27 protein-coding genes and 1 pseudogene are annotated in these 22,238 nt (G+C 68.5%); 17 read left to right on the plus strand and 11 right to left on the minus strand.

Annotated features, from left to right (window positions below; translation table 11 throughout):
- Positions 1-70: 70 nt before the first annotated feature.
- Positions 71-661, plus strand: coding sequence for a TetR family transcriptional regulator (locus AB0B64_RS41985; RefSeq protein WP_357955324.1), 591 nt, complete (start codon positions 71-73; stop codon positions 659-661).
- Positions 662-1,147: 486 nt separating this feature from the next.
- Here the strand turns inward: AB0B64_RS41985 and AB0B64_RS41990 are convergent, their stop codons facing one another.
- Together AB0B64_RS41990 and AB0B64_RS41995 are read right to left on the minus strand one after the other, a co-directional pair.
- Positions 1,148-1,330, minus strand: a complete 183-nt coding sequence (locus tag AB0B64_RS41990; RefSeq protein ID WP_358185159.1) for a hypothetical protein — start codon at positions 1,328-1,330, stop codon at positions 1,148-1,150.
- Complete coding sequence (locus AB0B64_RS41995) at positions 1,323-2,315, minus strand: zinc-binding dehydrogenase (RefSeq protein ID WP_358185162.1); 993 nt, start codon at positions 2,313-2,315, stop codon at positions 1,323-1,325. The genes AB0B64_RS41990 and AB0B64_RS41995 overlap by 8 nt, the downstream gene beginning before the upstream one ends.
- A gap of 85 nt (positions 2,316-2,400) precedes the next feature.
- On the opposite strand from AB0B64_RS41995, the gene AB0B64_RS42000 reads away from it, so the two are divergent.
- The 4 genes from AB0B64_RS42000 to AB0B64_RS42015 all read left to right on the plus strand — a co-directional run bounded on the left by AB0B64_RS42000 (position 2,401) and on the right by AB0B64_RS42015 (position 5,793).
- Positions 2,401-3,084, plus strand: a complete 684-nt coding sequence (locus AB0B64_RS42000; RefSeq protein WP_357955330.1) for a helix-turn-helix domain-containing protein — start codon at positions 2,401-2,403, stop codon at positions 3,082-3,084.
- Positions 3,085-3,177: 93 nt separating this feature from the next.
- Positions 3,178-3,591, plus strand: coding sequence for a hypothetical protein (locus AB0B64_RS42005; RefSeq protein WP_357955332.1), 414 nt, complete (start codon positions 3,178-3,180; stop codon positions 3,589-3,591).
- Between the two features lie 278 nt (positions 3,592-3,869).
- A complete protein-coding gene (locus tag AB0B64_RS42010) occupies positions 3,870-4,892 on the plus strand; it encodes a TerC family protein (protein ID WP_358185167.1) in 1,023 nt (340 codons plus the stop codon).
- 274 nt (positions 4,893-5,166) lie between these two features.
- Complete coding sequence (locus tag AB0B64_RS42015) at positions 5,167-5,793, plus strand: ester cyclase (RefSeq protein WP_358185170.1); 627 nt, start codon at positions 5,167-5,169, stop codon at positions 5,791-5,793.
- A gap of 57 nt (positions 5,794-5,850) precedes the next feature.
- Here the strand turns inward: AB0B64_RS42015 and AB0B64_RS42020 are convergent, their stop codons facing one another.
- Entirely contained in the window at positions 5,851-6,114 is a 264-nt protein-coding gene (locus AB0B64_RS42020; RefSeq protein WP_357955338.1) for a hypothetical protein, read from the minus strand.
- A gap of 228 nt (positions 6,115-6,342) precedes the next feature.
- On the opposite strand from AB0B64_RS42020, the gene AB0B64_RS42025 reads away from it, so the two are divergent.
- From AB0B64_RS42025 to AB0B64_RS42065, 9 genes are all read left to right on the plus strand, one after another.
- Positions 6,343-6,576 (plus strand): winged helix-turn-helix domain-containing protein, encoded by a 234-nt coding sequence (locus tag AB0B64_RS42025; RefSeq protein WP_357955340.1) that lies wholly within the window; start codon positions 6,343-6,345, stop codon positions 6,574-6,576.
- On the plus strand, positions 6,573-7,049 hold the full coding sequence (locus AB0B64_RS42030; RefSeq protein WP_358185175.1) for a Clp protease N-terminal domain-containing protein: 477 nt from the start codon (positions 6,573-6,575) through the stop codon (positions 7,047-7,049). The genes AB0B64_RS42025 and AB0B64_RS42030 overlap by 4 nt, the downstream gene beginning before the upstream one ends.
- 221 nt (positions 7,050-7,270) lie before the next feature.
- Positions 7,271-8,173 carry an ABC transporter ATP-binding protein gene (locus AB0B64_RS42035; protein ID WP_358185178.1) on the plus strand — a complete coding sequence of 301 codons (903 nt, stop codon included), beginning with the start codon at positions 7,271-7,273 and terminating at the stop codon, positions 8,171-8,173.
- Positions 8,170-9,015: an ABC transporter permease gene (locus AB0B64_RS42040; protein WP_358185180.1), complete on the plus strand. Its 846-nt coding sequence runs from the start codon at positions 8,170-8,172 to the stop codon at positions 9,013-9,015. The genes AB0B64_RS42035 and AB0B64_RS42040 overlap by 4 nt, the downstream gene beginning before the upstream one ends.
- Before the next feature lie 219 nt (positions 9,016-9,234).
- On the plus strand, positions 9,235-9,990 hold the full coding sequence (locus AB0B64_RS42045; RefSeq protein ID WP_358185183.1) for an SDR family oxidoreductase: 756 nt from the start codon (positions 9,235-9,237) through the stop codon (positions 9,988-9,990).
- A 74-nt stretch (positions 9,991-10,064) separates the two neighbouring features.
- On the plus strand, positions 10,065-10,934 hold the full coding sequence (locus AB0B64_RS42050; RefSeq protein ID WP_357955350.1) for an ABC transporter substrate-binding protein: 870 nt from the start codon (positions 10,065-10,067) through the stop codon (positions 10,932-10,934).
- 329 nt (positions 10,935-11,263) lie between these two features.
- Positions 11,264-11,656, plus strand: coding sequence for a GntR family transcriptional regulator (locus tag AB0B64_RS42055; RefSeq protein ID WP_357955352.1), 393 nt, complete (start codon positions 11,264-11,266; stop codon positions 11,654-11,656).
- Positions 11,653-12,498 carry an ABC transporter ATP-binding protein gene (locus AB0B64_RS42060; RefSeq protein ID WP_357955354.1) on the plus strand — a complete coding sequence of 282 codons (846 nt, stop codon included), beginning with the start codon at positions 11,653-11,655 and terminating at the stop codon, positions 12,496-12,498. Before AB0B64_RS42055 ends, AB0B64_RS42060 begins: the two co-directional genes overlap by 4 nt.
- Positions 12,495-13,457 (plus strand): hypothetical protein, encoded by a 963-nt coding sequence (locus AB0B64_RS42065; protein ID WP_358185186.1) that lies wholly within the window; start codon positions 12,495-12,497, stop codon positions 13,455-13,457. Before AB0B64_RS42060 ends, AB0B64_RS42065 begins: the two co-directional genes overlap by 4 nt.
- A gap of 37 nt (positions 13,458-13,494) precedes the next feature.
- Here AB0B64_RS42065 and AB0B64_RS42070 read toward each other — a convergent pair whose 3' ends face one another.
- Positions 13,495-14,613 (minus strand): NAD(P)/FAD-dependent oxidoreductase, encoded by a 1,119-nt coding sequence (locus AB0B64_RS42070; protein ID WP_358185189.1) that lies wholly within the window; start codon positions 14,611-14,613, stop codon positions 13,495-13,497.
- A gap of 53 nt (positions 14,614-14,666) precedes the next feature.
- On the opposite strand from AB0B64_RS42070, the gene AB0B64_RS42075 reads away from it, so the two are divergent.
- Positions 14,667-15,359 (plus strand): TetR/AcrR family transcriptional regulator C-terminal domain-containing protein, encoded by a 693-nt coding sequence (locus AB0B64_RS42075; RefSeq protein ID WP_358185192.1) that lies wholly within the window; start codon positions 14,667-14,669, stop codon positions 15,357-15,359.
- 66 nt (positions 15,360-15,425) lie between these two features.
- Positions 15,426-16,109, plus strand: coding sequence for a Tn3 family transposase (locus tag AB0B64_RS42080; RefSeq protein WP_357955362.1), 684 nt, complete (start codon positions 15,426-15,428; stop codon positions 16,107-16,109).
- Between the two features lie 214 nt (positions 16,110-16,323).
- Here AB0B64_RS42080 and AB0B64_RS42085 read toward each other — a convergent pair whose 3' ends face one another.
- Together AB0B64_RS42085 and AB0B64_RS42090 are read right to left on the minus strand one after the other, a co-directional pair.
- On the minus strand, positions 16,324-16,557 hold the full coding sequence (locus AB0B64_RS42085) for a sigma-70 family RNA polymerase sigma factor (RefSeq protein WP_357955364.1): 234 nt from the start codon (positions 16,555-16,557) through the stop codon (positions 16,324-16,326).
- An 86-nt stretch (positions 16,558-16,643) separates the two neighbouring features.
- A pseudogene (locus AB0B64_RS42090) lies at positions 16,644-16,979 on the minus strand (sigma-70 family RNA polymerase sigma factor); the annotation flags it as partial.
- A gap of 59 nt (positions 16,980-17,038) precedes the next feature.
- Here AB0B64_RS42090 and AB0B64_RS42095 point away from each other — a divergent pair.
- Positions 17,039-17,359 carry a hypothetical protein gene (locus AB0B64_RS42095; RefSeq protein ID WP_358185261.1) on the plus strand — a complete coding sequence of 107 codons (321 nt, stop codon included), beginning with the start codon at positions 17,039-17,041 and terminating at the stop codon, positions 17,357-17,359.
- 247 nt (positions 17,360-17,606) lie between these two features.
- Here AB0B64_RS42095 and AB0B64_RS42100 read toward each other — a convergent pair whose 3' ends face one another.
- The 5 genes from AB0B64_RS42100 to AB0B64_RS42120 all read right to left on the minus strand — a co-directional run bounded on the left by AB0B64_RS42100 (position 17,607) and on the right by AB0B64_RS42120 (position 22,213).
- Complete coding sequence (locus AB0B64_RS42100; protein WP_357955368.1) at positions 17,607-18,014, minus strand: DUF5988 family protein; 408 nt, start codon at positions 18,012-18,014, stop codon at positions 17,607-17,609.
- A 117-nt stretch (positions 18,015-18,131) separates the two neighbouring features.
- Positions 18,132-18,548: a hypothetical protein gene (locus AB0B64_RS42105; RefSeq protein ID WP_358185195.1), complete on the minus strand. Its 417-nt coding sequence runs from the start codon at positions 18,546-18,548 to the stop codon at positions 18,132-18,134.
- 33 nt (positions 18,549-18,581) lie between these two features.
- Positions 18,582-19,775 carry an acyl-CoA dehydrogenase family protein gene (locus tag AB0B64_RS42110; RefSeq protein ID WP_358185198.1) on the minus strand — a complete coding sequence of 398 codons (1,194 nt, stop codon included), beginning with the start codon at positions 19,773-19,775 and terminating at the stop codon, positions 18,582-18,584.
- Positions 19,776-19,805: 30 nt separating this feature from the next.
- Positions 19,806-21,155, minus strand: coding sequence for an aspartate aminotransferase family protein (locus AB0B64_RS42115; RefSeq protein WP_358185201.1), 1,350 nt, complete (start codon positions 21,153-21,155; stop codon positions 19,806-19,808).
- On the minus strand, positions 21,152-22,213 hold the full coding sequence (locus tag AB0B64_RS42120; protein ID WP_357955376.1) for a beta-ketoacyl-ACP synthase III: 1,062 nt from the start codon (positions 22,211-22,213) through the stop codon (positions 21,152-21,154). The genes AB0B64_RS42115 and AB0B64_RS42120 overlap by 4 nt, the downstream gene beginning before the upstream one ends.
- Positions 22,214-22,238: the final 25 nt, after the last annotated feature.

The following is a 22,238-nucleotide window of genomic DNA, read 5'->3' on the forward strand; positions in this document are numbered from 1 at the left end:
CAACACTGTATGCACGACTCTGCACGCAGTGCAAGTTGCTATATCACGTGAACCACTGTACCTTCGGTGCATGTCCCAGAAGCCGGTACCCCTTCGTGAGCAGACCCGCTCGGTGGTGCGTTCGCTGCTCGCCCGCACCGCTGTCGAGCTGTTCACCGTCAAGGGGTTCGATGACACGACGGTCGAGGAGGTCGCCGCCGCGGCGGGTGTCTCCCGGCGGACGCTGTTCAACTACTTCCGTAACAAGGAAGACCTCGCGCTCAGCGGCTTGGACGAACAGGGCGAGCTGATCGCCGCGCGTCTGGCCGAGCGGCCGGCCGACGAGGATGCCTGGGCGTCGCTGCGGGCGGCGTTCCAGGTCCTCGAAGAGATCCAGATGACGGCGGAGCGGCGACTCGAGCTGATCACGTTCCTGTTCGGCAACGACTCGCTACGCGCCGGCCACGCCGAGAAGCAGGCCCGGTGGCAGGACCTGCTCGCACCGCTGATCGAGCCACGACTGCCGACCTCCGACCGCCGCACCCTCGAGGCCCGCGCCATCGCAGCCGCGGCGATCACCTGCCTGCAGGCTGCCAACGAGGAATGGGTGCGCCTCGGCGGGCAGGTGGACCTGTTCGACCTCTACGACACGGCCGTGCGGGCCATCCGCCGCAACGCCTGAAACCCGACCGCACCCGCCCATAGGGCGCACCGCGCGAAACTTCTACACGCCCGCCGGGCTCCGCACGGTCGGCGCGCTCGTCTTCGACCACCACACGCACCTGCGCCACGACATGGCCCCAGCACTCGGCCGGCCCCTGCCGCCCACCGAGGCCGATCGGATGCGGGCGGTCCTGACGTGGATGATCGCCGTGGATGGCGAGATCCTTGATGCCGAACACGATCGTCAAAGGAGTCAGCAGCGACAGGACCACACTGACCGCGTCCAGCCGCCCGGAAGCCGAAGCGCGAGATTCAGGGATCAGGAAAGGGCCGGTGACCAGCAGCAGGGCCATGGCCGGAAAGGCGAGCAGGAACACCGCCCCCACCAGAAGTACTGCAACAGCACACCGCCGACCAGCAGGATCCGGCGGTGCCCGAGACGGTCGCCGAGCGTACCCATCGTGACCAGCGATCCGGCGACCATGAAACCGTAGATGTCGGTGATCTACAGCAGCTGGGGACCGTCGAGCTCCAGCTCGGCGCTCAGGCTTGGCAGCGCCAGATAGAGCACCGACATGTTCATCATGACCAACACGGCGGGAATGCCCAGAACCGCCAGGGCGATCCACTCCCGGACTCCGGCTCTGGCAGAGGGCTTGCGAGATATGTGGGTTCCGATCTCAGCCACGCGCATCGCCGGCGGGAATGAGCAAGGTCTTGCCGGTGGTGGTCCGCGACTCGATCGCTCGATGCGCGGCGGCTGCCGACTCGAGCGGGAAGGTCTGGCCGATGACCGGCCGCAATCTCTCGTCGGCCGCGAGGTTCAGCGCGTCGACGATGAGCGCGCGCGTCTGGGCCGGGCTCGGCGCGGCGGTGCGGCCGATGACGCCGATGACGCCGATGGAGCGTGCCCGGAGCCGGCCTTCGTCGAGTTCGGCGTCGGCGCCGCTGGCCATTCCGTAGATGCTCACGCGTCCGCCTTCACGTAGCGCCCCGATCGCCTCGGTGCCGATCCGGCCGCCGACCCCGTCGAAGACGAGATCGAGTCCGACGCCGCCGGTCGCCTCCATCACCCGATCCAGCCAGTCAGGCCGGGAGTAGTCGACATAGGAGGCCGCGCCCAGCGAGGTGACCAGCTCGGCCTTGCCGGCGCCGCGGGCGGCGCCGATCACGTGGGCATCCGCCGCGGCGGCGAGTTGCACCAGCAGGCTGCCGACACCTCCTCCCGCGGCCTCCACGAGGATCCGATCGGCTGGCTTGATCTCCGCCTGTCGGTGCAGCAGCAGCGCCGTACGCCCATCGGCCAGCAGCGCGACCGCATCTTTCAGCTCCAGACCCGCGGGAACCGGAACCGCATCCTGTGCCCGAGCCAGCGCCAGCTCGGCGTAACCGCCCTCGCCGCCGGTGGTGGTGACCACGACCGTCCCCCTCAGGGCCGGGTCCACGTCCGGTCCGGTAGCGACGATGCGACCGCCCACGCCATTGCCGGGGATGCGGGGTAGCGCGGGCCTGCCGAACGGCCCGTCGCCCGAGCGCACCTGCGTCTCGACGAACGTGATACTCGCGTACGCCACCGCGACGAGCACCTGCCCCGGCCCTGGCAGGGGATCTTCGACCTGCCGGATCCGCAAGACCTCCGGCCCTCCGAACTCTTCCATCACCACAGCTCGCATGACACTCCTTCAAACGGATAAATTCGCTTCGTTTGGGAACGCTATAACGGAGTGAATCGCTCCGCAAGGCGACTACAGTGAGCGCATGGCCCGCAAAGCTCCCCGGCACGCAGAAGCGGAACGCAACGACCACGCCCTTCTGGAGGCCGCCAAGAAGGTCCTGGCCCTGGACGGAGCGCATGCGTCGGTGGCGACGATCGCCGCACGCGCCGGAGTAGGCATCGCCAGCCTCTATCGCCGCTACCGTTCCAAGGACGAGCTCTTCCAGCACCTGTGCGCGTTGTCACTCGACCAGTGGATTTCGGCCGCCGAACGCGGCCTGCAGCATGACGACCCCTGGGCGGGGCTCGCTCACTACATCGGCGCCTGCGTGGAGTTCAGCGGCGGCTCTCTCGGGCCGCTGGCCGGCACGATCGCCGTCACCGACGAGATGGCCGCCAAGTTCACCAGGTCCGATGAGCTGATGCGAGACCTGGTGGCCCGCGCGCACGCTGCTGGAGTGCTCAGACCGGACGCCACGGCCATGGACATCTCGCTACTGATCGAACAACTCGGCAAGTCCCCCCTGATCGAACAGCTCGACCGGCAGGGCCGCGCCGACCTGCTCGAGGCAGCCCACAACGCCCGAAAGCGTACGATCGCCATCGCTCTCGACGGCCTGCGCCCCCGCCACCCCCAACTGCCCGGGATCGCGCCCTCGCCCGCCCTCCTCACCGAACGCTGGGAGCACACCCCCACAGACTCGACGAGGTCGCCAGAACGGTCATAGATCAAGAGGGCCGGTCGACACAAACGCTCGTTTGCGAGAACTGTGTCCCTGGCTTCAAGGGGACTCGGGGTCGGACTCGGTTGAGTTTGGCTAGTGAACGAACTGCTGGGTGAGGTCGTGGTGGCCAAGGACGCGCACGCCAGTCGTGTCCAGCTGGAAGTTGACCTGCCAGATTTCGACTCCCTGGCGCAGGGCCTCTGCGACGTGGGCTGCTACCTGGTCGTGCCGTTTGCTCTTGAGGACGTCGCGGTCACCGAGGCGGCCGACCCCGCGCGGTCACATCTGGCCTGGGCGCATGAGGAGCTTCAGCGCCGTCCCATCACGCCGGTGACCAGACGCGAGCTGCACCAGTTCGGGCTCATGCTGCGGGGAAAGCCGCCGACGAAATTCTTCCACCGGTCACCGACCGGCAACTCATTGACTTCATTGGACCGTCCTGCTGTCCTTCACCACGCTGTCAACGGAATGCCGCACGTCGCTCAACGTCACACTCGGCACTGCTCTTGAAATCACCGCCAAAGGCGCTCTAGGCCGAGGGGGATCATGGAGCCCTCCCCGCGAACGAGTGACGACAGGTCCATCCTCGGCCAAAGAGACCGAGAACGCAGCACCGCACCTTCTGCATTCGTATGTATGATCGCAGGCGAAGTGGAGGGGAGTACTCCTTCGCGGCCACGTCGTCATCCGCCTCGGGGCCCGGCGCGGTCGGTCCGCGACGCCGCGGGCGGAGAAGACCTCCGACGGACGTGTCAACGCCAAGTCGGAGGAGCGCTATGCCCCCACCTATGTCCGTGCCCGCTTGGCTGTGGGCGGCCACCATCGCCGCCCTGCTCGGGCTTATCCTTCTCGACCTGATCATCGCCAACAGGAGACCCCACCAGGTCACGCTCGCCGAGTCGGCCCGGTGGATCGCCTTCTACATCGGCTGTGCCGTCGCTTTCGGCGCAGCCGTGTGGATCTTCGGCGGCGATGACCACGCGGCCTCCTACATCACCGGCTACATCACCGAGTACACGCTGAGCGTCGACAACCTGTTCATCTTCATGCTCATCATGGCGAACTTCGCCGTGCCCGCGATCCACCAGCACCGCGTGCTGCTCATCGGGATCATGATGGCGCTGGTCATGCGCGGGATCTTCATCAGCGTGGGCGCGCAGGCCGTAGAGCACTTCAGCTGGGTGTTCTGGCTCTTCGGCGGCATCCTCATCTACACCGCGTGGAAATTCGCCTTCGACAGCAATGACGACGAGGAGTACGACCCCAACGGCGGCGTCGTACGGCTGGTGCGCAGGCTGTTCCCGGTCACCGACGACTACCACGGCTCACGGCTGACCATCAAACAGGACGGCCGCCGCCTGCTGACCCCGATGTTCATCGTCGTCATCGCCATCGGCGGCGCGGATCTGGTCTTCGCGGTCGACTCGATCCCCGCGATCTTCGGCATCACCCAGGACGCCTACCTGGTCTTCGCGGCCAACGTGTTCGCACTGATGGGGCTGAGACAGTTGTACTTCCTGCTCGGCGGGCTGGTGGAGAAACTCGTCTACCTCACCTACGGCCTGGCGGTCATCCTCGGCTTCATCGGCGTGAAACTCATCCTGCACGCCCTGCACGAGAACGAGCTGCCGTTCATCAACGGCGGCGAGCACGTCACCTGGGTCCCTGAGATCAACAACTGGATCTCGCTGGCCGTCATCGTCACCGTGCTCGCCGTCACGACGGCGGCCAGCCTGCTCAAGTCCAGGCGCGACACACTACAGGCCGCCGAGCCGTCCACGTCCGAGCCCGCCGACCAGGCGCGCGACTAACCCCGAGGCAGGCTCGCCGACCGGCGGTGAAGCATGAGCCAGCCGAGGGTGCGCTCAGCCGCCCAGCGGCGCGGCAGCGGGGTGCGGCCTCTGGTGGCCTGCACGAAGGACAAACGACGGGCCTACGAGCTCGGCTTGACCCCGCACTCATCGGCGACGGGTGTCATCTGAGGTCTTGTGACCGTTGGGGTCGAGCGCCGTCCGTGCCCGGACCGCGTGCCTGAGCACGTGGTCCGGCCTGTGTGGCGTCGCGTCAGGCGGAAGCGTTGTCGGATTGGCCTCCCTGGTCCAGCAGCGCGTTGATCATCTCCTGAACAGTCAGGAGGCGGATCATCACTCACGTGCCGCGCCGCTGGCCGGCGTTGGCGTCACAATCCGAGGAGCTATCTCGTCGGTAGCTACCGAGGCGCCGATTTCATCGCCAGGCGTCCATGACCGCATCATCTCGATCCAAGGAGAAGGCGACATGTCGACAGCTCAGGAAGCACGCAACAAGGAGACGTACCACCGGTTCCACGAGGCCATCAACAGTGGCGATCTGGAGGTTATCTCGAAGGCGGTCGACGAGCTCATTCACCCGGACGGGCAGTTCCACACGGCGGAGCGGACTGACGCGAACGCGGTGCAGGCGCAAAAGCGCATATGGGAGGTCCTCCTGCGCGCGTATCCCGACATCCGCATAACGCTCGAGGACCTGATCGCCGAGGAAGACAAGATCGTCGCTCGGCAGACGGTCACCGGGACCAACTCCGGTGAATACCGGGGCATGCCCCCGACCGGCAAGTCCGTCACCTACCACGAGATCTTCATCATCCGCTTCGCCGACGGCCAGATCACCGACATCTGGGGAGTCGTCGACCTCTATTCACAGCTGCGGCAACTCGGCCATATCCCGGCATAGTGCGCCCACCGCTAGAAAGCCCGGTGACAGCCGCCGAGCCGAGAACCCGGACCGTCCTCAGCTCATGAAGACGACCTGAATGAGTACGGCGACCGCCGCCCCGGCCCCCGTGACGCTGCCCACGACTGCGAAGGGGAATTCTTCGGTTCGCCGGTTCCTGACGTACCCGGACAAGCCACTGGCGAACTGCGCGGCGAACGCGCAAGCGGCGGCCCCCAGAACCCCGAGAACGCTCGTACCGCCCAGTTTGTCGGCGAAGACGGTGTAGTACAGGAGCTCGAAGGTGATCACCACGCCGGCCGCGGGCAGCCCCCAGGTCAACCAGAGGTTGTCGGGGGTCTGGATCCGAGGTCGGCGCGGTGCGTTGGCCGGGTGCGGGGCTCTGCTGTCGCGTCGGCGATCCCGTTTCCGCGGGCGTCTTTTGCTGGCATTGCTCCCCACTCCCCATCAACGAACCCGATGATCGCGAGGTTCCACGAACTGCCCGCCGCCTGAGATTCTAAGCAACCGGCGTTGACTATCGACGGTTAGTCAACTACGGTTGCTTATATGCCGGTCGAAGACGTACCCGTTCCCAAGGATCCCGCCGACTCGCTGGCGGCCGTCGTGGCGCTGCGGCTCTTGGCCGATCGGCTGGAGGACGCCGCCGTGGAGCAGGCCATGCGCGCGGGCTGGAGCTGGCCGGATGTCGCCGAGGCCCTCGGCGTCACCCGCCAGGCGGTTCACAAGAAGCACGTCAAGCGGCTCATCGCCGCCGGAGTCGCGCTGAGGAGACGACAGTGAGTGCGATCGATCACTACATCAACGCGATCATCGAGCAGGGGGCGGCGGAGGCGCAAGAGGATGGGTCCTCGGCGATCGAGGCGCACCATCTTCTGCTGGCGATCGCGGCCGGCGAAGGCACCGCCGCTCACCGCGTCCTGACCGCTGCCGGGCTCGGGCGGCAGGCGATCCGGGACGCGCTCGACCGGGAGTTCGAGCACAGCCTGAGCGCGGTCGGCGTGAGCGTCGCCTCCTTCGACCTCCCCAAGCCCACCGCCGCCCCCGAGCCTCCGAAGCTCGGCGCTTCGGCGCGGCTCGCGATCGAACGCGGCTTCACCGCCGCCACCGGCAAGAAGGACCTGCGTCCGGCGCATCTGCTGCTCGGCATCCTGGACACCGAGATCGGCACAGTCCCCCGCGCGCTCGCCTTGGCCGGTCTGGACCGGGTGGATCTGATGGCACGCGCTCGGGAGGCGCTCGCCGGAAACAGCTGATAGGCCACCGCCTCGCCTACCCGTCTGAACCGTCCCGTTCTGCACCGTCCCGGTCTGCACCGTCCCGGTCTGGCGTTCCTCGACGCCACCTGATTCTCATTGTCCGGCCTGGGCCGCAGCCGCCCGCGCAGCGACGCGGGCCCCTCGGCTCAGGCCGTGATCCGGCATGCCCTCGCAACGCCTCACGCAAGGGCCCTCAATCCACGAGGAAAGGTCATCTCATGACGACGAGCGACAAGGTCGTGCTCGACGTCGGCGGGCTGCGCATGCGCTACGGCTCGGTCGACGTCCTGCACGACGTCACCTTCCACGCCCGCCACGGCGAGGTGCTGGCCCTGCTGGGCCCGAACGGCGCCGGCAAGACCACCACGATCGAGATCCTGGAGGGCTTCCGCACCCGCTCACAGGGCCAGGTCAAGGTGCTCGGCACCGACCCCGCGCACGGCGACGAGCGGTGGCGGGCCCGGCTCGGGGTCGTGCTGCAGTCCTGGCGCGATCACGGCAAATGGCGCGTACGCGAGTTCTTGACTCACCTCGGCGCCTACTACGCCCCGTACACCACCCCGCGGATAAAGCGGCCCTGGCACCCCGACGAGCTGATCGAGGCGGTCGGCCTGACCGAGCACGCCGGCAAGAAGCTCAGGACGCTGTCCGGCGGACAGCGGCGCAGACTGGACGTAGCGATCGGCCTGGTGGGCCGTCCCGAGCTGCTGTTCCTCGACGAGCCCACCGCCTCGTTCGACCCGCAGGCCAGACACGAGTTCCACGATCTGGTACGACGCGTCGTCGGCACCGGCGAGACCACCGTCCTGCTCACCACCCACGATCTGGACGAGGCCGAGAAGCTGGCCGACCGCACCCTCGTACTCAACGGCGGCCGGATCATCGCCGACGGCACGGCCGGCGAACTCGCGCAGCGGATCACCGGCGAGGACGAGGTGCGCTGGCTGCGCGGCGGGCAGCGCTTCACGGAGCGGACCACGGACTCGACCAAGCTCGCCCGCGAGCTGTTCGCCCGATACGGCGACGACATCCACGAGCTCGAAGTCCACCGTGCCTCGCTGGAGCAGACCTATCTCTCCCTTGTCCGCCAGGCCGAATCTCCCCAGGAGGCCACTCGATGAACCCGGCCACGACCGTACTGCGCACCGGCTGGACCCGCGGCCGCATCGAGCTGCGGCAGTCGTTCACCAACGGCGCCGACCTGTTCTCCCACTTCCTCTGGCCCGGACTGATGGTGGCCACCATGTTCTTCATCCGGGACCTGCCCTTCGGATCCAGCGGGCTCCTGCTGGGCACGCTGGCGCTGCCGAGCATCCTGGGCATGAACGCCGCGACCGGCATGATCAGCATGAGCCAGCAACTCACCGCCGACCGCGAGGACGGCACCCTGCTGCGCGCCAAGGCGACCCCGCACGGGATGCCCGCCTATCTCATCGGCAAGGTGATCTCGGTCTCCGGCGGTCTCTTAGCCGATCTGGTCATCTTCCTGGTGCCTGCCATGCTCCTCGTCGAGGGCCTGCGGATCGGCCCCGGCTCCTGGCCCACCCTGGCCTGGACGCTGGCGCTCGGCCTGGTCGCGACCCTGCCGCTCGGCGCGGTCCTGGGCTCGGTGTTCACCAGCGCACGCGCCCAGGGGCTCGTCCAGCTACCGTTCCTGGCCGTGATCGGCATCTCCGGCATCTTCTACCCGATCACCGCGCTGCCCGAGTGGCTGCAATGGATCGCCCAGGCCTTCCCGATCTACTGGATGGGCCTGGGCACGCGGTCAGCCCTGCTGCCGGACTCCGCGGCGGCCATCGAGATCGGGCAATCCTGGCGACACCTGGAGACCGTCGGCGTACTCGGCGCCTGGGCGGTGCTCGGCCTGCTCCTGGCGCCGGTGGTGCTGCGCCGGATGGCGCACGGCGAGTCCGGCTCAACCATGACGGCACGCCGCGAGCGCGCCCTGCAGCGGGTCGGATGACGCCATAATTGGCAACCGACCGAAGCGATAGAACCCCATGTGACCGGGTATGCGGAGCTCATGCGGGAGCACAGCGAAATCGAGCCATTAGGCGACCACGGATAGCCCGCGCGCATCCGCCTCTTCGGAGCGATCCCCTTTAACAGACCCCCACCATCAACGATGTACGACTCCGGGCTGTCATACCGACGCCCGCGATGACGAGCAGGGGGTGGGCCCGTGACTGGGGTGACCAGCAGGGTGGCATTGGTGACCGGGTCCAGCAGCGGAATCGGCGCGGCCACCGCGCGCCTTCTGGCCGCGCGAGGGATGCGCGTGGTGGTCAACTACCTCCGCAGCGGCGCGGCGGCCGAGGAGATCGTGTCCGGCATCGAGGCCGCAGGCGGCCAGGCCATGGCCGTGCAGGCCGACGTACGCGAGGTGGCGGCGGTCGAGAGCCTGACCGAGCGGGTCAGGGCGGCATGGGGCGGCATCGACGTGCTCGTGCACAACGCGCTCACCCCGTACGCGATCAAGCCGTTCCAGGACATGACGTGGGAAGAACTGGGCGGCAAGCTCGACGACGAGATGCGTGCGGCGTACGTGATCACCAAAGCCGTCCTGCCCTCCATGACCGAACAGGGCTGGGGACGCATCGTCTACATCAGTACGGGCCTCAGCCACCGGCCCCGGAAGAACATGATCGCACTGGGCACGGCCAAGGCCGCACTGGTGCAGTTCGCCCGGTACCTCGCCCAGGAGCTGGGCCCGCAGGGCATCACGGTCAACGTCGTCGAGCCCGGCCCGGTGGAGGACACCCGCATTGCGGCGAAGGCGCTCGACGAAGAGCAGAAGAGGCAGCAGGTGGCCGCCACTCCCCTGGGCCGCCTGGCACAGACGGGCGACGTCGCCCAAGTGGTCGCCTTCTACGCCAGCGAGGACAACGGCTTCATGACCGGCACGACGGCCGCGGTCGACGGCGGGATGTCCATGTAGTGAGGCCGTCAGTCTGGCCGGCATCCGGTACACCGTCACGGCACGCGCGGCGACATGATCAAGGAAAGACGTCCATGGACACGATCGATCTCACCTTCGTCGGGCGTGGCCTGCACGAGGAACTGGCCGCCTACATCGCCGACCAGCAGGACTATTACGCCGACGAGGGCGTCCACGTCGCGCTGCGCGACGGCTGCGCCTGGGACAACGAGCGGGTGCGCCACGGCGCCACCATCGGGCTCGGCCGGGCACTGCTGACCCGGCTGGCCGATGGCATCCCCTGGGTCGCACTCAATGTCAACACCCATCGCCCGCTGTTCTGGTTCCTCGCCCGCTCCGGCCTGACCTCACTGGCCGACCTGGCCGGCCGGCGGCTGGCGATCCACGCCCCCCACACCGCACCCGGCTGCTTCGCCCGGATCGTCCTGCGCCAGGCCGGCCTCGACCCGGACCGCGACATCCAGACCATCGTCCGCCCGCCCGGCGACTACGGCATGGACCTGCGCCGGCTGCGCGACGGAAAGATCGACGCCGCCTTGGTCGGCAGCACCATGGCACCGGAAGCGGTGGCCGCCGAGAACGGCTGGCAGGTGCTTGCCTGGATCGGCGACCACTTCCAGATCCCCACCGTAGGCGTGGCCGTCGATCCCACCTACGTCCAGCCGGACGACCCCGCGGTCCAGGCGGTCGTACGAGCCCACCGGCGCGCCCTGGAGACGATCCGCAACGAACCCGACATCACGCTGCGACACATGCAGACGTTCATCGGCCGACACACCGCGGACGAAGTCCGGGCCCACTACGAGACGTTCATCGCACCGTATTTCCACACCGACGGCCAGGCCGACCTCGACGTCGGCGCCGCCGCGATCACCGCGGTCGCCGCCGAACTCGGCATCCCCGCCACCGTCACCGCGGCCGAGTTCTACCGCACCGCACCCTAGGCAAGACCGCCACCCGGCGCTGACCCGCCTGGCCGAAGCCCGCGCGGCCGCGTGGTGGGAATGGTCCGTCCTATAGTTCATGACCGCCGACCCTGCTCAGGCCATCCGCCGTCGCGTCGAATCCGACGAAGAACAACTCGCCGTTGACCCGATCCCGTTCTTCGAGCACGGCGGCCAGGAGCGCTTCCTTCGTCGGAAAGTGATGCGCCAGGCCATCCGTGACACCCCGCAGTCCGCGGCGATCCGCACCATGCTCGCGTCCCAGGTTGACAACGGACGGTCGAATCCAACACCCTTTCACTATTCGAATAGTGAAAGGGTGCTTTCGGTTGATCGAGTTCAACCTGGACCGCGGCTCGGGGGTTTCGACGTACCTGCAGCTCGTTCACCAGGTCAAACAGGCGCTCCGGCTCGGTACGCTGCGGCCCGGCGACCAGTTGCCGACCGCTCGCGAGGTGGTCGAGACCTTGGCCATCAACCCCAACACCGTGCTCAAGGCGTACCGGGAGCTGGAGCGCGAAGGGCTGGTCGAGGGGCGGCCGGGGATGGGGACGTTCGTCCGGCAGGGCATCGCGGGTGCGACGCTCGCCGAGCACACGCGGTTGCGGCGCGGCCTGGAGGCGTGGGTGCGCGAGGCCCGCGGGGCCGGGCTCGATCAGGAGGATCTGCGGGCGCTGTTCAATGTGGTCCTGGCCGACGTCGCGAAGGAGGGCGTGGCATGAGTCCCAGACTGGAGGCCACCGGGCTGGGAGTCCGCTATCGCCGTACGTGGGCGTTGCGCGACTGCTCACTGTCCGTGCCCACGGGACGTGTGGCGGCGCTCGTCGGGCCCAACGGCGCGGGCAAGACCACGCTCATGCACGCGGCCGTCGGCCTGCTGCGACCCGCGCGGGGAAGCGTCCGCGTGGCCGGCGAGGCGGCGTTCGTGGCGCAGGACAAGCCGCTGTACGACAGCTTCACCGTCGCCGAGATGCTCACCTTCGGCCGCCGCATGAACACCCGCTGGGACGACGCCGCCGCGGCCGGCCGGCTCGCCGGGCTGGGCATCCCGTTGGAGCGGAAGGTGAGCGGACTGTCGGGCGGACAGCAGGCGCAGGTGGCGGTCACGCTGGCGCTGGCCTGCCGGCCCGACCTGCTGGTGCTGGACGAACCGCTGGCCAACCTCGACCCTCTCGCCCGCCACGAGGTGATGCGCTCGATCATGGCGGAGGTGGCCGAACGGGAGCTGACCGTACTGCTGTCCTCGCACGTCGTCTCCGACCTGGAGGAGACGTGCGACTGGCTGATCGTGCTGAACGGAGGCCGGCTGCAGGTCAGCGGTGACATCGAGGACCTGCTCGACGGGCATCTCGTGCTCACCGGGCCGGAGGAGGCGTCGGCGGCGGGGACACGGGTGGTGGGCGCGAGCCGTACCGGCAGGCAGGTCAGCATGCTGATCAGGGGCGCGCCCCCGCTCGATCCGCGCTGGCAGGCGCGGCGCCCCGGACTGGAAGAACTCGTCATGGGCTACCTGCGCAGCCCCGAGTCGGCGGCACTGCCGGGCCTGACGGGGGTGGGCGCGTGATCTGGGTGACGTGGCGCCAGCACCGGGCACAGCTCCTCGTGACAGCGGGCTTCCTGGCGCTGCTGGGAGTCCTGCTGCTGGGCTCGGCGCTGGAGGCGAGCCGGTACGTGGCCGAGCACGCCCCGCCCGGCTGTCCGGGGCCCGCCGTGGCGTGCGGAGACCTGGCGGTGGCGCTCGGGCAGCGTTACGACGCGGCCTACTCGGTGTTCGGCTGGATGCCGCTGGTGGCGCCGGCGCTGATCGGGGCGTTCTGGGGCGCGCCGCTGCTCGGCCGCGAGTACGAGCGCGGCACCCACCGCCTGGCCTGGACCCAGTCCGTGCCCGTGTGGCGGTGGCTGGCGGTCAAGCTGTCGATCCTGGGCGGGGCGGTCGTGGCGGGCGGGCTGCTGCTGTCGCTCATGGTCAGCCTGTGGCGGCCGGTGTTCAGGGCGGGCGTCGACTCCACGTTCGGCAACATCGGTGTGTTCAACATGGTCGGCGTGGAGCCGGCGGCGTGGTGGCTGTACGCGTTCGCGCTCGGCACCGCGGCCGGCACCCTGTTCCGGCGTACGCTGCCCGCGATGGCACTGGTCGTGGCCGTGGTGGCGGTCACGATGGTCACGCTGTTCAAGCTGAGCGACTTCTACGCCGAGCCGGCGCGTACCGAGCTGTCCGGCACCGTGCTGCTGGACGATCCCGACGCCCGGCTGGTGAGCGCTGCCTGGGTGGAGCCGTCCGGGAGAGAGGTCGCCGAGCCGGCTGGCAGTGGCTGCCCGCGGCGGGTGGATGCGGGGCAGAGCAACAAGAACGCCGAGGCGTGGCAGGCGTGCCTGTTCGGCAAGGGTTACCGGTACGCCGTCTACTACCATCCGTCGTCCAGATTCTGGCGCTTCCAGTGGACCGAGGCGGCGATCCTGACGCTCGCGTCGGCGGCCTTCGGCGGCCTGGCCGTACGCCGCACCCTCCGCCGCCCCGGCTGACAGGCCTCCTCCGTCAGCGGGGGCGATCCAGCGGCAGTCAGGACGGCTGGACTTGGTCGAAGACAGCGAGGGCTTCGGCGGGGTCCGGGCTCACGAGGCGTTCCAGACCGGCCGTCGTGATCTTCGCCCACTTGCCGGCCCGTACCCACATCTGTTCCTCGAAGGCGCGGACGACCTCGTCCAGGTCGCCGGGGGCGGCGGCGATGGACTCGGCGAGTTCGGCGCCTTCCAGCATCGCGAGGTTCGCGCCCACCCCCAAGGGGGGCATCAGGTGGGCGGCGTCGCCCAGCAGCGTCACCCCGGGGACGTGATCCCAGGTGTGGGAGACGGGCAGGACGTAGAAGGGGCGGTGAACGAAAGCGGTGCCGTGGCGGAGGAGGTCGAGGACGGGAGCGGCCCAGCCGTCGAACAGAGCCAGCAGGCTCGATCGCATGGCCTCGACGTCGGCCGGGTCCAGGCCCGCATGCCAGTCCAGCGGCGCGCGGAACTTGGTGTAGACCTTGACGTGGCCGCCGCTGTTGCGCTGGGCGACGAGGGAGCGGTTCACGCCGTACACGGCCACGGAACCGTCGCCGATCAACCGTGCGAGGTCGGGGTAGCGGGTGTCGACATCGTCCAGGGAGGTCTCGACCGAGCTGACGCCGGTGTAGTGCGGCGTCACCGGCGAGAGCGCCGGGCGGACCCGGGACCAGGCGCCGTCCGCGCCGACCACGAGGTCGAACGCCTCCTGTCGCCCGTCCGCGAAATGGACCAGCACGCCATCCGGGGTCCCCGGCACCACCTCCGTCACGCCCCGCCCCCACTGAACGCCAAGAGGGCCGAGCAGCAGGTCACGGAGCTGCCCGCGGTCGATCTCGGGATTGGCCCGCTCATCCGGACCGGGTCGCCAGTCGCGCAGGACGGTCCCGTCCATGTCCAGGATGCGCATGGCCTGCCCCTCGGGACGGGACAGCGCCTGGTACTCCCCCAGCAGCCCCGCCTTGTCCAGCGCGAGCTGGCCCAGCCCTTCGTGCAGGTCCAGCGTGCCGCCCGGGGGACGGGCGTCGGGCGCGGGATCGCGTTCGAAGACGGTGACGGGGTGATCGCGGCGGTGCAGGACACGGGCGAAGGTAAGGCCGGCGGGGCCTCCCCCAATCACGGCGATACGATGTCTCATGTCGATACACTGTATTTAACAACTACAGTGTATCGCAACAGTACGATGTACCCATGACTGTGTGGGACCGGCCGGAGCCGCCGACACGACCTGTGCCGCTCGACCGGGAGCGAATCGTCGCCGCCGCCATCGCGCTGGCCGACGAGGGCGGGCTGGAGGCGGTGTCGTTGCGCAAGGTCGCCGCCCGGCTGGACGCCGGCCCGATGCGGCTGTACGGATACATCTCCACCAAGGAGGAGCTGTTCGACCTCATGGTGGACGAGGTCCACGCCGAGATCCTCCCCGAGGAGCAACCCGGTGACTGGCGGGAGGCGCTGCGCGTCCGCGCCCACCGCACCAGGCAGGCCACCCGCCGTCACGAATGGCTGGCCGACCTGCTCGGCGGCCGTCCGACCCTGGGCCCGAACGCCCTCGCCGTGACCGAGGCCACGCTGGCCGCCCTCGACGGCCTAGCCGACGTCGACACCGTCAGGCGCGCTGTGGAGACCGTCAGCGCCTACTTCACCGGCGCGATCAGGCGCGAGATCGCGGACGTACGGGCCGAGCGCGCCACGGGCCTGTCCAAGCGCGACTGGCAGCGCGCCTCCGGCCCGCATGTGCGCAGGATGCTGGTCACGGGCCGCTTCCCAACGCTGGCCAAGGCCGTGCGCGACGGCGCCGAGGTGGATGCCGAGGAGTCCTTCGCGACCGGCCTGGAGTGGGTCCTCGACGCCGTGGCCGCCAAACTCGCCCGGCCGCCGGCGTGACGCTCAGGTGCCATCCGTGGCGCCCGCATCGGTGGTCAGTTCGGGGTTCCGTTGCCCTTGCAACCCGTGTCGATCCGGCCCGTCTCGAAGTACTTCACCGCGCTGGCCGATCTGCCGGACCAGAAGCTGTGGCGGGTCCAGGCCGACGCTGACTACGGGGCGCTGAACGCGCTGGCGCGCGGGCGGCTGGACCTGAGCAAGGTCACCCGGTGGTGGCCGGACGTCCTGCGCCTGGTCGGCTCCATCTACGCCAGCGCGGTCAATCCCTACGACGTGGTGCGGATGCTGCAGCGCGACGGCCGGCCGACCGCGATGGGCGAGGCGATCAACACCTACGGCCGGATTTTTAAGAGTCTGCATGTGCTGGCGCTGATCGATGACGAGGGCATGCGGCGCGGCATCAAGGGCATCCGCAACCTTCAGGAAGGCCGCCACGATCTGGCGCAGAAAGTCTTCCACGGCCGCAAAAGCCAGGTGTTCCAGCGGTACTACGAGGGAATGGAGGACCAATTAGGAGCGCTGGGCATTGTTTTGAACTGCCTGGTGCTGTGGAACACCGTCTACATTGACGATGCTTTGCGTCAGCTGCGGGCGCAGGGCTATCCGGTGCTGGATGACGACGTGACCCGGCTCAGTCCCTTTATCAGGCGACACATCAATGTGCACGGCCGCTATTCCTTTCAACGTCCGCAGCTGGGCGGCGGGCGGCGGCGGGCCTTGCGTGATCCTGACGCCGACGACGAGGATTGATGGGGATAGCCCCCTACGCCAGGGGCCCCGGTGACCTTCCTCCTCGATTCCCCGTGGTCTGGAAGGCCGGTCGGCGAGGTTTCCGACACCGCAGGCCACGAACCCGGCCCGGGCCAGCCATTCCAGCCAGCGGCTTGAGGCCGCCCGGCGGCCCGCGGACCTGGCCCCGCTCTTCACCGTCATCACAGCCCTCCAGATGCGGTCGGTCGGTTGGTTAGTCGGTCAGTGCTTTTCGTAGCTGGCTCAGGACGTTGCGCAGGATGCGGGAGATATGCATCTGGGAGGGTCCGAGTTCGGCAGCGATTTCTGCCTGGGTGTGGTTGCCGTGGAAGCGCAGCAGCAGGATGTGTTTCTCGCGGGTGGGCAGGGCGTCGATGAGCGGCTTGACAGACTGCGTGCCGATGAAGGTGTCCAGTGCGTCGTCGTAGCAGGGCAGAACGTCGGCCAAGCTGATGGAGGTGCTTTCGGTGTTGTCGAGGGGGCATCCAGCGACAGGGCGCTGTAGGCGGCCGAGGAGTCCATCGTCAGCAGGACGTCCTCCTGCGACAGGCCCAGTTCGGCCGCCAGTTCGGCGACGGTCGGCGAGTGGCCCAGGGCCTGGCTGAGGTCGGCGGACAGCCGGATCAGCCGCGAGCGGCGCTCCTGGTGGATGCGGGGAACCCGGATGGCCCACGCGCGGTGCCGGAAGTGCCGTTTGACCTCGCCCGCCATGGTGACGGTCGCGTAGCGGCGAAAGTCGTAGCCGAGGCCGGCGTCGAACCCGTTGATGGCCTTGACCATGCCGACGTAGGCGGCCTGCAGAAGGTCTTCCATGGGTTCGCCCCGGTTGCGGTAGCGGCGCGCGAGGGACTTGGCCATCCAGGCGTGCATCTCCACCAGCCGCTCACGCAGCCGTACCTGGTGCGCTGGACGGCCCCGCCACCATCAGGATCATCGACTGGGGCATGTCCCAGCTGCACCAGGCGGGCAAGAGCATCTCCACCGTGTCCCCCGGCGGCACCAAATGGTTCGCCAGCCCCGAGCAACTCGGCGTCACCGACGCAGCCCCCAGCACGCTGTCCGACTTGTACGGCGTCGGCGCCCTGGCCTACTGGCTGCTGACCGGCCTGGCGCCGCTGCGACGCGAGCTCGAAACCGCCGTCGGCACCGACGCCGACCTGCTGCAGGTCCGCCACCTGATGCAAGCCGGCACCCGCCCGAACGCGCCGATCGCCTCACCTCGGACGTGCCCGAACACCTGGGCCGGCTGATCGATCAATGGCTCACCATACCCCTGCCGACCGCATCCCGCCCGGGACGGATCCCGCCGCCGCGCTCGGCTGGGCGCGCACCCGGCTGGGGGGGTGAGGGCGTGACCTCCAGCGGATCGGCGACCGTGACCCACCTGTGTCCGACCTGCCGGGCCACCGGCCCGGTGACCGACGACACGGTGGGCACCCTGTGGATCGAGAACGGGATGACGCGGGCGAGCTCGACCAGCTCAATGGGAGGTTTCCCTCATTCGGCGATCTTCGTGGTGCCGGTCCATCGGAACACCGCCACGTGATATCCGTTCAGCTTCTGGTAGGTGTGGGTGGGAGCGAAGTGCTCGTACCCATTTCCGTGGGGCACTTTCACGTCGTGTATGGCCTGTGATACGTACCGGAGGCGTTCATGGTGCGGAAGGCCGGCCGGACCGCCTTGGAGGATCACGTTCATCTCCTCGGACGCCGTGACGTCCGTTTCGTCGCGGGCCGGGGTCGCCTCTCCGAGGATCTGGTGACCGATCAGGCTGGAGATCCTCGTGACGCGGCCGGCGAGGTCACGGGTCTCGTAGCTCCAAGCCTGCCGCTCTGGCATGTAGCTGGATGAGATGAGGTGGCACAGTGCTCCCTTGCGATCTTCGAGAATGAGCTCGGGGTTCATCAGGATGCGGATGTCGGGCGGATCCATGACGCTGAAGTCTGACGGCATGAGCTGCTCCTTGAAGGCTCTGGTGGTGCCCCCGGGATTCGAGGGGCGGGACGCCCGGCCGGCTCCGGGTTATGGGGTGCTCCGGCGATCGGCGGCCGCCCCTGAAAGGCGGGCACGGAAGGTCGTCTCGTCGACGACCGCCCGTTGGTGGGTGCCGTCGCTCAGCAGCCGGCCGTTCGCGTCGGTGACCTGGAACGACACGGTGATGTTGCGGGTGAGCCGGTCGGTGGTGACCCGGAAGGTGACGTTCTCGCCCAGATTTGTCGGAGCGAGGTGGCGCATCTGTACCCCCGTTCCGACTGTCATGTCGCCGGGGCTCAGGTGTGCGGCGAGGGTGTCGACGCACAGTCGTTCCATGTGCCCGAGAATCGCCGGAGTGGACAGGACGTCCAGCCCGTCGTTCCCCCATTGGGAGGCGCAGTCAGGAGCGGTGACGGTGATGGTGCGGCTGCCGTGGACGGGGAGTTGTGTCGGTGCGGTTTTCACGGGGAGGTCATCCTTTCGTTGGCTTGAGCGGCTTCACGCCTGGCTGGCGGCGGGCACAGCGGGCTTGGCCGGTACCGCGAGCGGGGCGGAGTCCTTCAAGGACTTGAATACGTTCTTCTTCTGCATCTCGGTCGTGCCGCCGGCGATGCGCACGGCGACGGCGTCGCGCAGGTAGCGCTCAATGACGCCGGCGCGGTCGTAGCCAGCGTGGCCGAAGATCTGGATGAGTTCTGTGGCGGCCCGTACCAGCCCTTCCGACGCGGTGAGCTTGGTGCATGAGGCACGGACGCTGAAGCCGGGATCGTGATCGATGAGTGCGGCGGCCGTGGAGTAGGCGAGCCATCGGCTGCTCTCCATGGTCACTTTCATGTCCACGAGCTTGTCCTGTATCAGCTGGTGTTCGCCGATGGGGACGCCGAAGGCCCACCGTGTCTGCACGCGGTGCATAGCGTGCGCGATCATCGCTTCGAGCTGGGTGGCCGCGACGATGCCGTACATGAGCCGGTCGAACGCCAGGAAGGAGTACAGGGTGGTCAGGCCGTCGCCGACGGCTCCGATCACTCGATCGGCTGACACGGTGACGTGGTCCAGGCTGATCGACCCGGTGGGGCTGGTTCGCTGGCCGAGCAGATCCTCGGGCTGTCCCGTGGTCACGCCGTCATCCGCCGCGTCGACGATGAACAGGGTGATGTCGCGCCTACCGAGCTCGGGGATCCGGCCCACGATGAGGATGATGTCGGCGACCGGCGCGTTGGTGATGTGCGCCTTGTGACCGGACAGCAGATAGCCGTCACCGGCCGCGACGGCGCTGGTGGCGATCGCGGCAACATGGGAGCCACCCGCCGGCTCGGTCGCGGCGGTGGCCCCTATCTGGCCGTTCATAAGGCCCGGCAGCAGATCGCCTCGCTGGTCAGGGGTCCCGTGGTCGAGCAGTACCTGGATGAGGCCCGCGTGGGCGACGGCGGACAGAACGAACCCGCAGTCGTCCGCGCCGAGGGCGAGGCCCTCGAACCCGGCGAGGAAGTCCCACATGTCTCCTCCCTCTCCGCCGTAGCGCCGGGGGATGTGACCGGTCCAGAAGTTATCCGCAGCCAGTTCCTTCCAGATCTGGCGGTCGAAGGTGCCCTCGCGGTCGCGGGTCGCGCTGTCGGGGGCGATGGTGGCGGCGGCGAAACGCCGGAAGTGTTCTCGTCGCCGTTCCTGGTGTGGGTTCCATCCGAGTCGCATGGCGTTCCTTCCTGGTTTGTTCGGGTGTGCTTAGATCTGGGCGAGTACGGAGGCGGCGGCGTCGACGAAGTCGTGAATGTCCTGGTCGCGGGTGGCGGTGGAGACGCAGCCCATACCGCGAGGGGCGATGATGAAGCCCTGGTTGAGAAGGCCCAGGAAGAACGCCTGCTGCATCTTGGGGTCGACACGGCGAGTGTCGCGGAAGGTGGTCACGACACCTGCGCCGATGTGGATGTTGAACAGGGACGCGTACCCCGTGACGTGGGCGGGAAGGCCGTCACGGTCGATCCGGCGGGTGAGTTCGTTGCGCAGTCGCGCACCTTTCGCGGCGAGGCCGAGATGGGCGAGCGGCGACAGCCGGCGCATCGTCACCAGGCCGGCGGCCAGGCTGCAGGCGTTGCCGGTGAAGGTTCCTCCCTGATACAGGCGGGGGCCCCCGGCGCGAGCGTCGTAGACGTCGGTGCCGCCTTGGGGTTCAAGCTGCCGCATCAGGTCGTCGCGTCCGCCGTAGGCGCCGATGGGGAGCCCGCCGCCGATCACCTTGCCCATGACGGTCAGGTCGGGGGTGACCTCGTAGTTGGCCTGCGCGCCTCCGGATGCGACGCGCAGCGTGATGACCTCGTCGAAGATCAGCACGATCCCTAGAGCCGTGCATGCCTCCCGCAGCGCCTGCAGGTATTCCTTCGTGGCGGGGATGACGCCGCCGACGCCGAGGATGGGCTCCACGATAACGGCCGCTACGCGCGGGCTGTGGGCTCGCAGCAGTGCGACGGCCGCGTCCCCGTCGTTGAATGGCAGCACCAGGACGCGTTGGTCGCATCCGGCGGGGAGACCGGCCATGTCCGGCATTGCGGTCGGGGCGGTCGACGGCCCCCATGACTCGGGGTGGGGGCGGACGCTGACGAGCGCGTCGTCGTGGGTTCCGTGATAGCCGCCTTCGACCTTGGCGATGAGGTTGCGTCCGGTGTGGGCGCGGGCCAGGCGCATCGCGAACATCGCAGCTTCGGTTCCAGAGCCGGTGAAGCGGAGCCGTTGTAACGAGGGGACCCGCGCCCGCAGGAGCTCCGCCAGCTCGCTCTCCTGCGGTGTGGCGAAGGAGAAGCTGGTCCCGCCCCTGGCCGCACGGCAGACGGCGTCGACGACCTCGGGGTCGGCGTGCCCCAGGACAAGAGCGGTGTAGTTGTTCAGCATGTCGACATACACTCGGCCGTCGACATCGGTCACCTGTGTGCCGCTGCCCCGGACGAGGTACACCGGGTGCGGCGACCAGGAGTTGAGGCTGCGGGTCGCACCGGCGGGGATGGAGGTGACGGCTCGTTCATACTGCCGTCGCGATTTCGGCGTTTGCTCGGCGTAGGAGATGTCGAGGGGGGAGGTCATGACGTGATTCCTTTCGGAACGGGCTGAAACTGGTCGCGGGGGGCCCAGGTCATCAGGGCACTACCCCAGGTCATGCCGCCGCCGAAGGCGAGCAGCAGGACGCTGTCGCCGCCCTGGACACGTCCCGAGCGGACGGCGGCGTCGAGGGTGACGGGGACGGAGGCCGCACCGGTGTTCCCGTAGCGGTCACCGCTGATGGCGAGCTGGTCGGGCAGCAGGCCTGCCTTCTTCGCGCAGTCGTGGAGGAGCCGGACGTTCGCCTGATGGGGTACGACAAGGGCCAGCTCGCTCATGGTCAGCTGAGACCGCTCCAGCACGTTGTTGAGCATCCGCTTGAAGATGGCCTCGACGAAGGTGCGTACGGCTCGGCCGTCCATTTTGAAGAAGTGGTCACCGTCACGCAGGGTCTCGGCGGACGCGGGCCGGCGGCTTCCTCCTGCCGGAATGCGTACGTAGTGGGCCTTGGCGCCGTCGGCGCCCAGTTCGATATCGGTGATGCCCAGCCCGGCCGGAGCCCGTGACAGGACGACCGCGCCCGCCCCGTCGCCGAACAGGCTCGCGGTGCGCGAGTCGGTGTAGTCGAGGATGCGCGAGTAGATGTCCGCCCCGATGACCAGCGCGTGGCGAAGCCGCGGGTTGGTCATCATCATCGAGCGGGCGACCGCCAGGGCGTACACGAACCCCGTGCAGACGGCGTCGACGTCGAATGCCGCACAACCGCCGATACGGAGATTGGCCTGCACGATGCAGGCGGTGGCCGGCATCGGCTTGTCCGGTGTGGAGGTCGCGACGATGATCAGGTCGATGTCGTCCGCCTGTAGCCGTGCGGCGAGCATGGCTCGCCGCGCGGCGGCTGTGGCAAGGTCCGATGTCGCTTCGCTGTCGGCGGCGACGCGCCGTTCACGGACTCCGGTACGCTCCTCGATCCACTCGGGGGCGACATGCATGCGATCCGAGAGCTCGGCGTTGGGCACGACGCTCGCCGGCAGGCAGGCGCCGGTTCCGGCAATGGCGACGCGGTGGTTCGCGGGCGCGGCACGTTCACGATTTCGGTTCATGTTTCTCCCTAGGGATGCCGCCGGC

Origin of the sequence: Nonomuraea sp. NPDC049129, from assembly GCF_040648495.1 — a bacterium.
Lineage (GTDB): Bacteria > Actinomycetota > Actinomycetes > Streptosporangiales > Streptosporangiaceae > Nonomuraea.

Coding starts and splice junctions, on each gene's coding strand:
- AB0B64_RS41985 (WP_357955324.1), top strand. CDS start 71: ATGTCCCAGAAGCCGGTACCCCTTCGTGAGCAGACCCGCTCGGTGGTG.
- AB0B64_RS41995 (WP_358185162.1), bottom strand. CDS start 2,315: ATGCGAGCTGTGGTGATGGAAGAGTTCGGAGGGCCGGAGGTCTTGCGG.
- AB0B64_RS42000 (WP_357955330.1), top strand. CDS start 2,401: ATGGCCCGCAAAGCTCCCCGGCACGCAGAAGCGGAACGCAACGACCAC.
- AB0B64_RS42010 (WP_358185167.1), top strand. CDS start 3,870: ATGTCCGTGCCCGCTTGGCTGTGGGCGGCCACCATCGCCGCCCTGCTC.
- AB0B64_RS42025 (WP_357955340.1), top strand. CDS start 6,343: ATGCCGGTCGAAGACGTACCCGTTCCCAAGGATCCCGCCGACTCGCTG.
- AB0B64_RS42035 (WP_358185178.1), top strand. CDS start 7,271: ATGACGACGAGCGACAAGGTCGTGCTCGACGTCGGCGGGCTGCGCATG.
- AB0B64_RS42040 (WP_358185180.1), top strand. CDS start 8,170: ATGAACCCGGCCACGACCGTACTGCGCACCGGCTGGACCCGCGGCCGC.
- AB0B64_RS42050 (WP_357955350.1), top strand. CDS start 10,065: ATGGACACGATCGATCTCACCTTCGTCGGGCGTGGCCTGCACGAGGAA.
- AB0B64_RS42060 (WP_357955354.1), top strand. CDS start 11,653: ATGAGTCCCAGACTGGAGGCCACCGGGCTGGGAGTCCGCTATCGCCGT.
- AB0B64_RS42070 (WP_358185189.1), bottom strand. CDS start 14,613: ATGAGACATCGTATCGCCGTGATTGGGGGAGGCCCCGCCGGCCTTACC.
- AB0B64_RS42075 (WP_358185192.1), top strand. CDS start 14,667: ATGACTGTGTGGGACCGGCCGGAGCCGCCGACACGACCTGTGCCGCTC.
- AB0B64_RS42100 (WP_357955368.1), bottom strand. CDS start 18,014: ATGAACCCCGAGCTCATTCTCGAAGATCGCAAGGGAGCACTGTGCCAC.
- AB0B64_RS42110 (WP_358185198.1), bottom strand. CDS start 19,775: ATGCGACTCGGATGGAACCCACACCAGGAACGGCGACGAGAACACTTC.
- AB0B64_RS42115 (WP_358185201.1), bottom strand. CDS start 21,155: ATGACCTCCCCCCTCGACATCTCCTACGCCGAGCAAACGCCGAAATCG.
- AB0B64_RS42120 (WP_357955376.1), bottom strand. CDS start 22,213: ATGAACCGAAATCGTGAACGTGCCGCGCCCGCGAACCACCGCGTCGCC.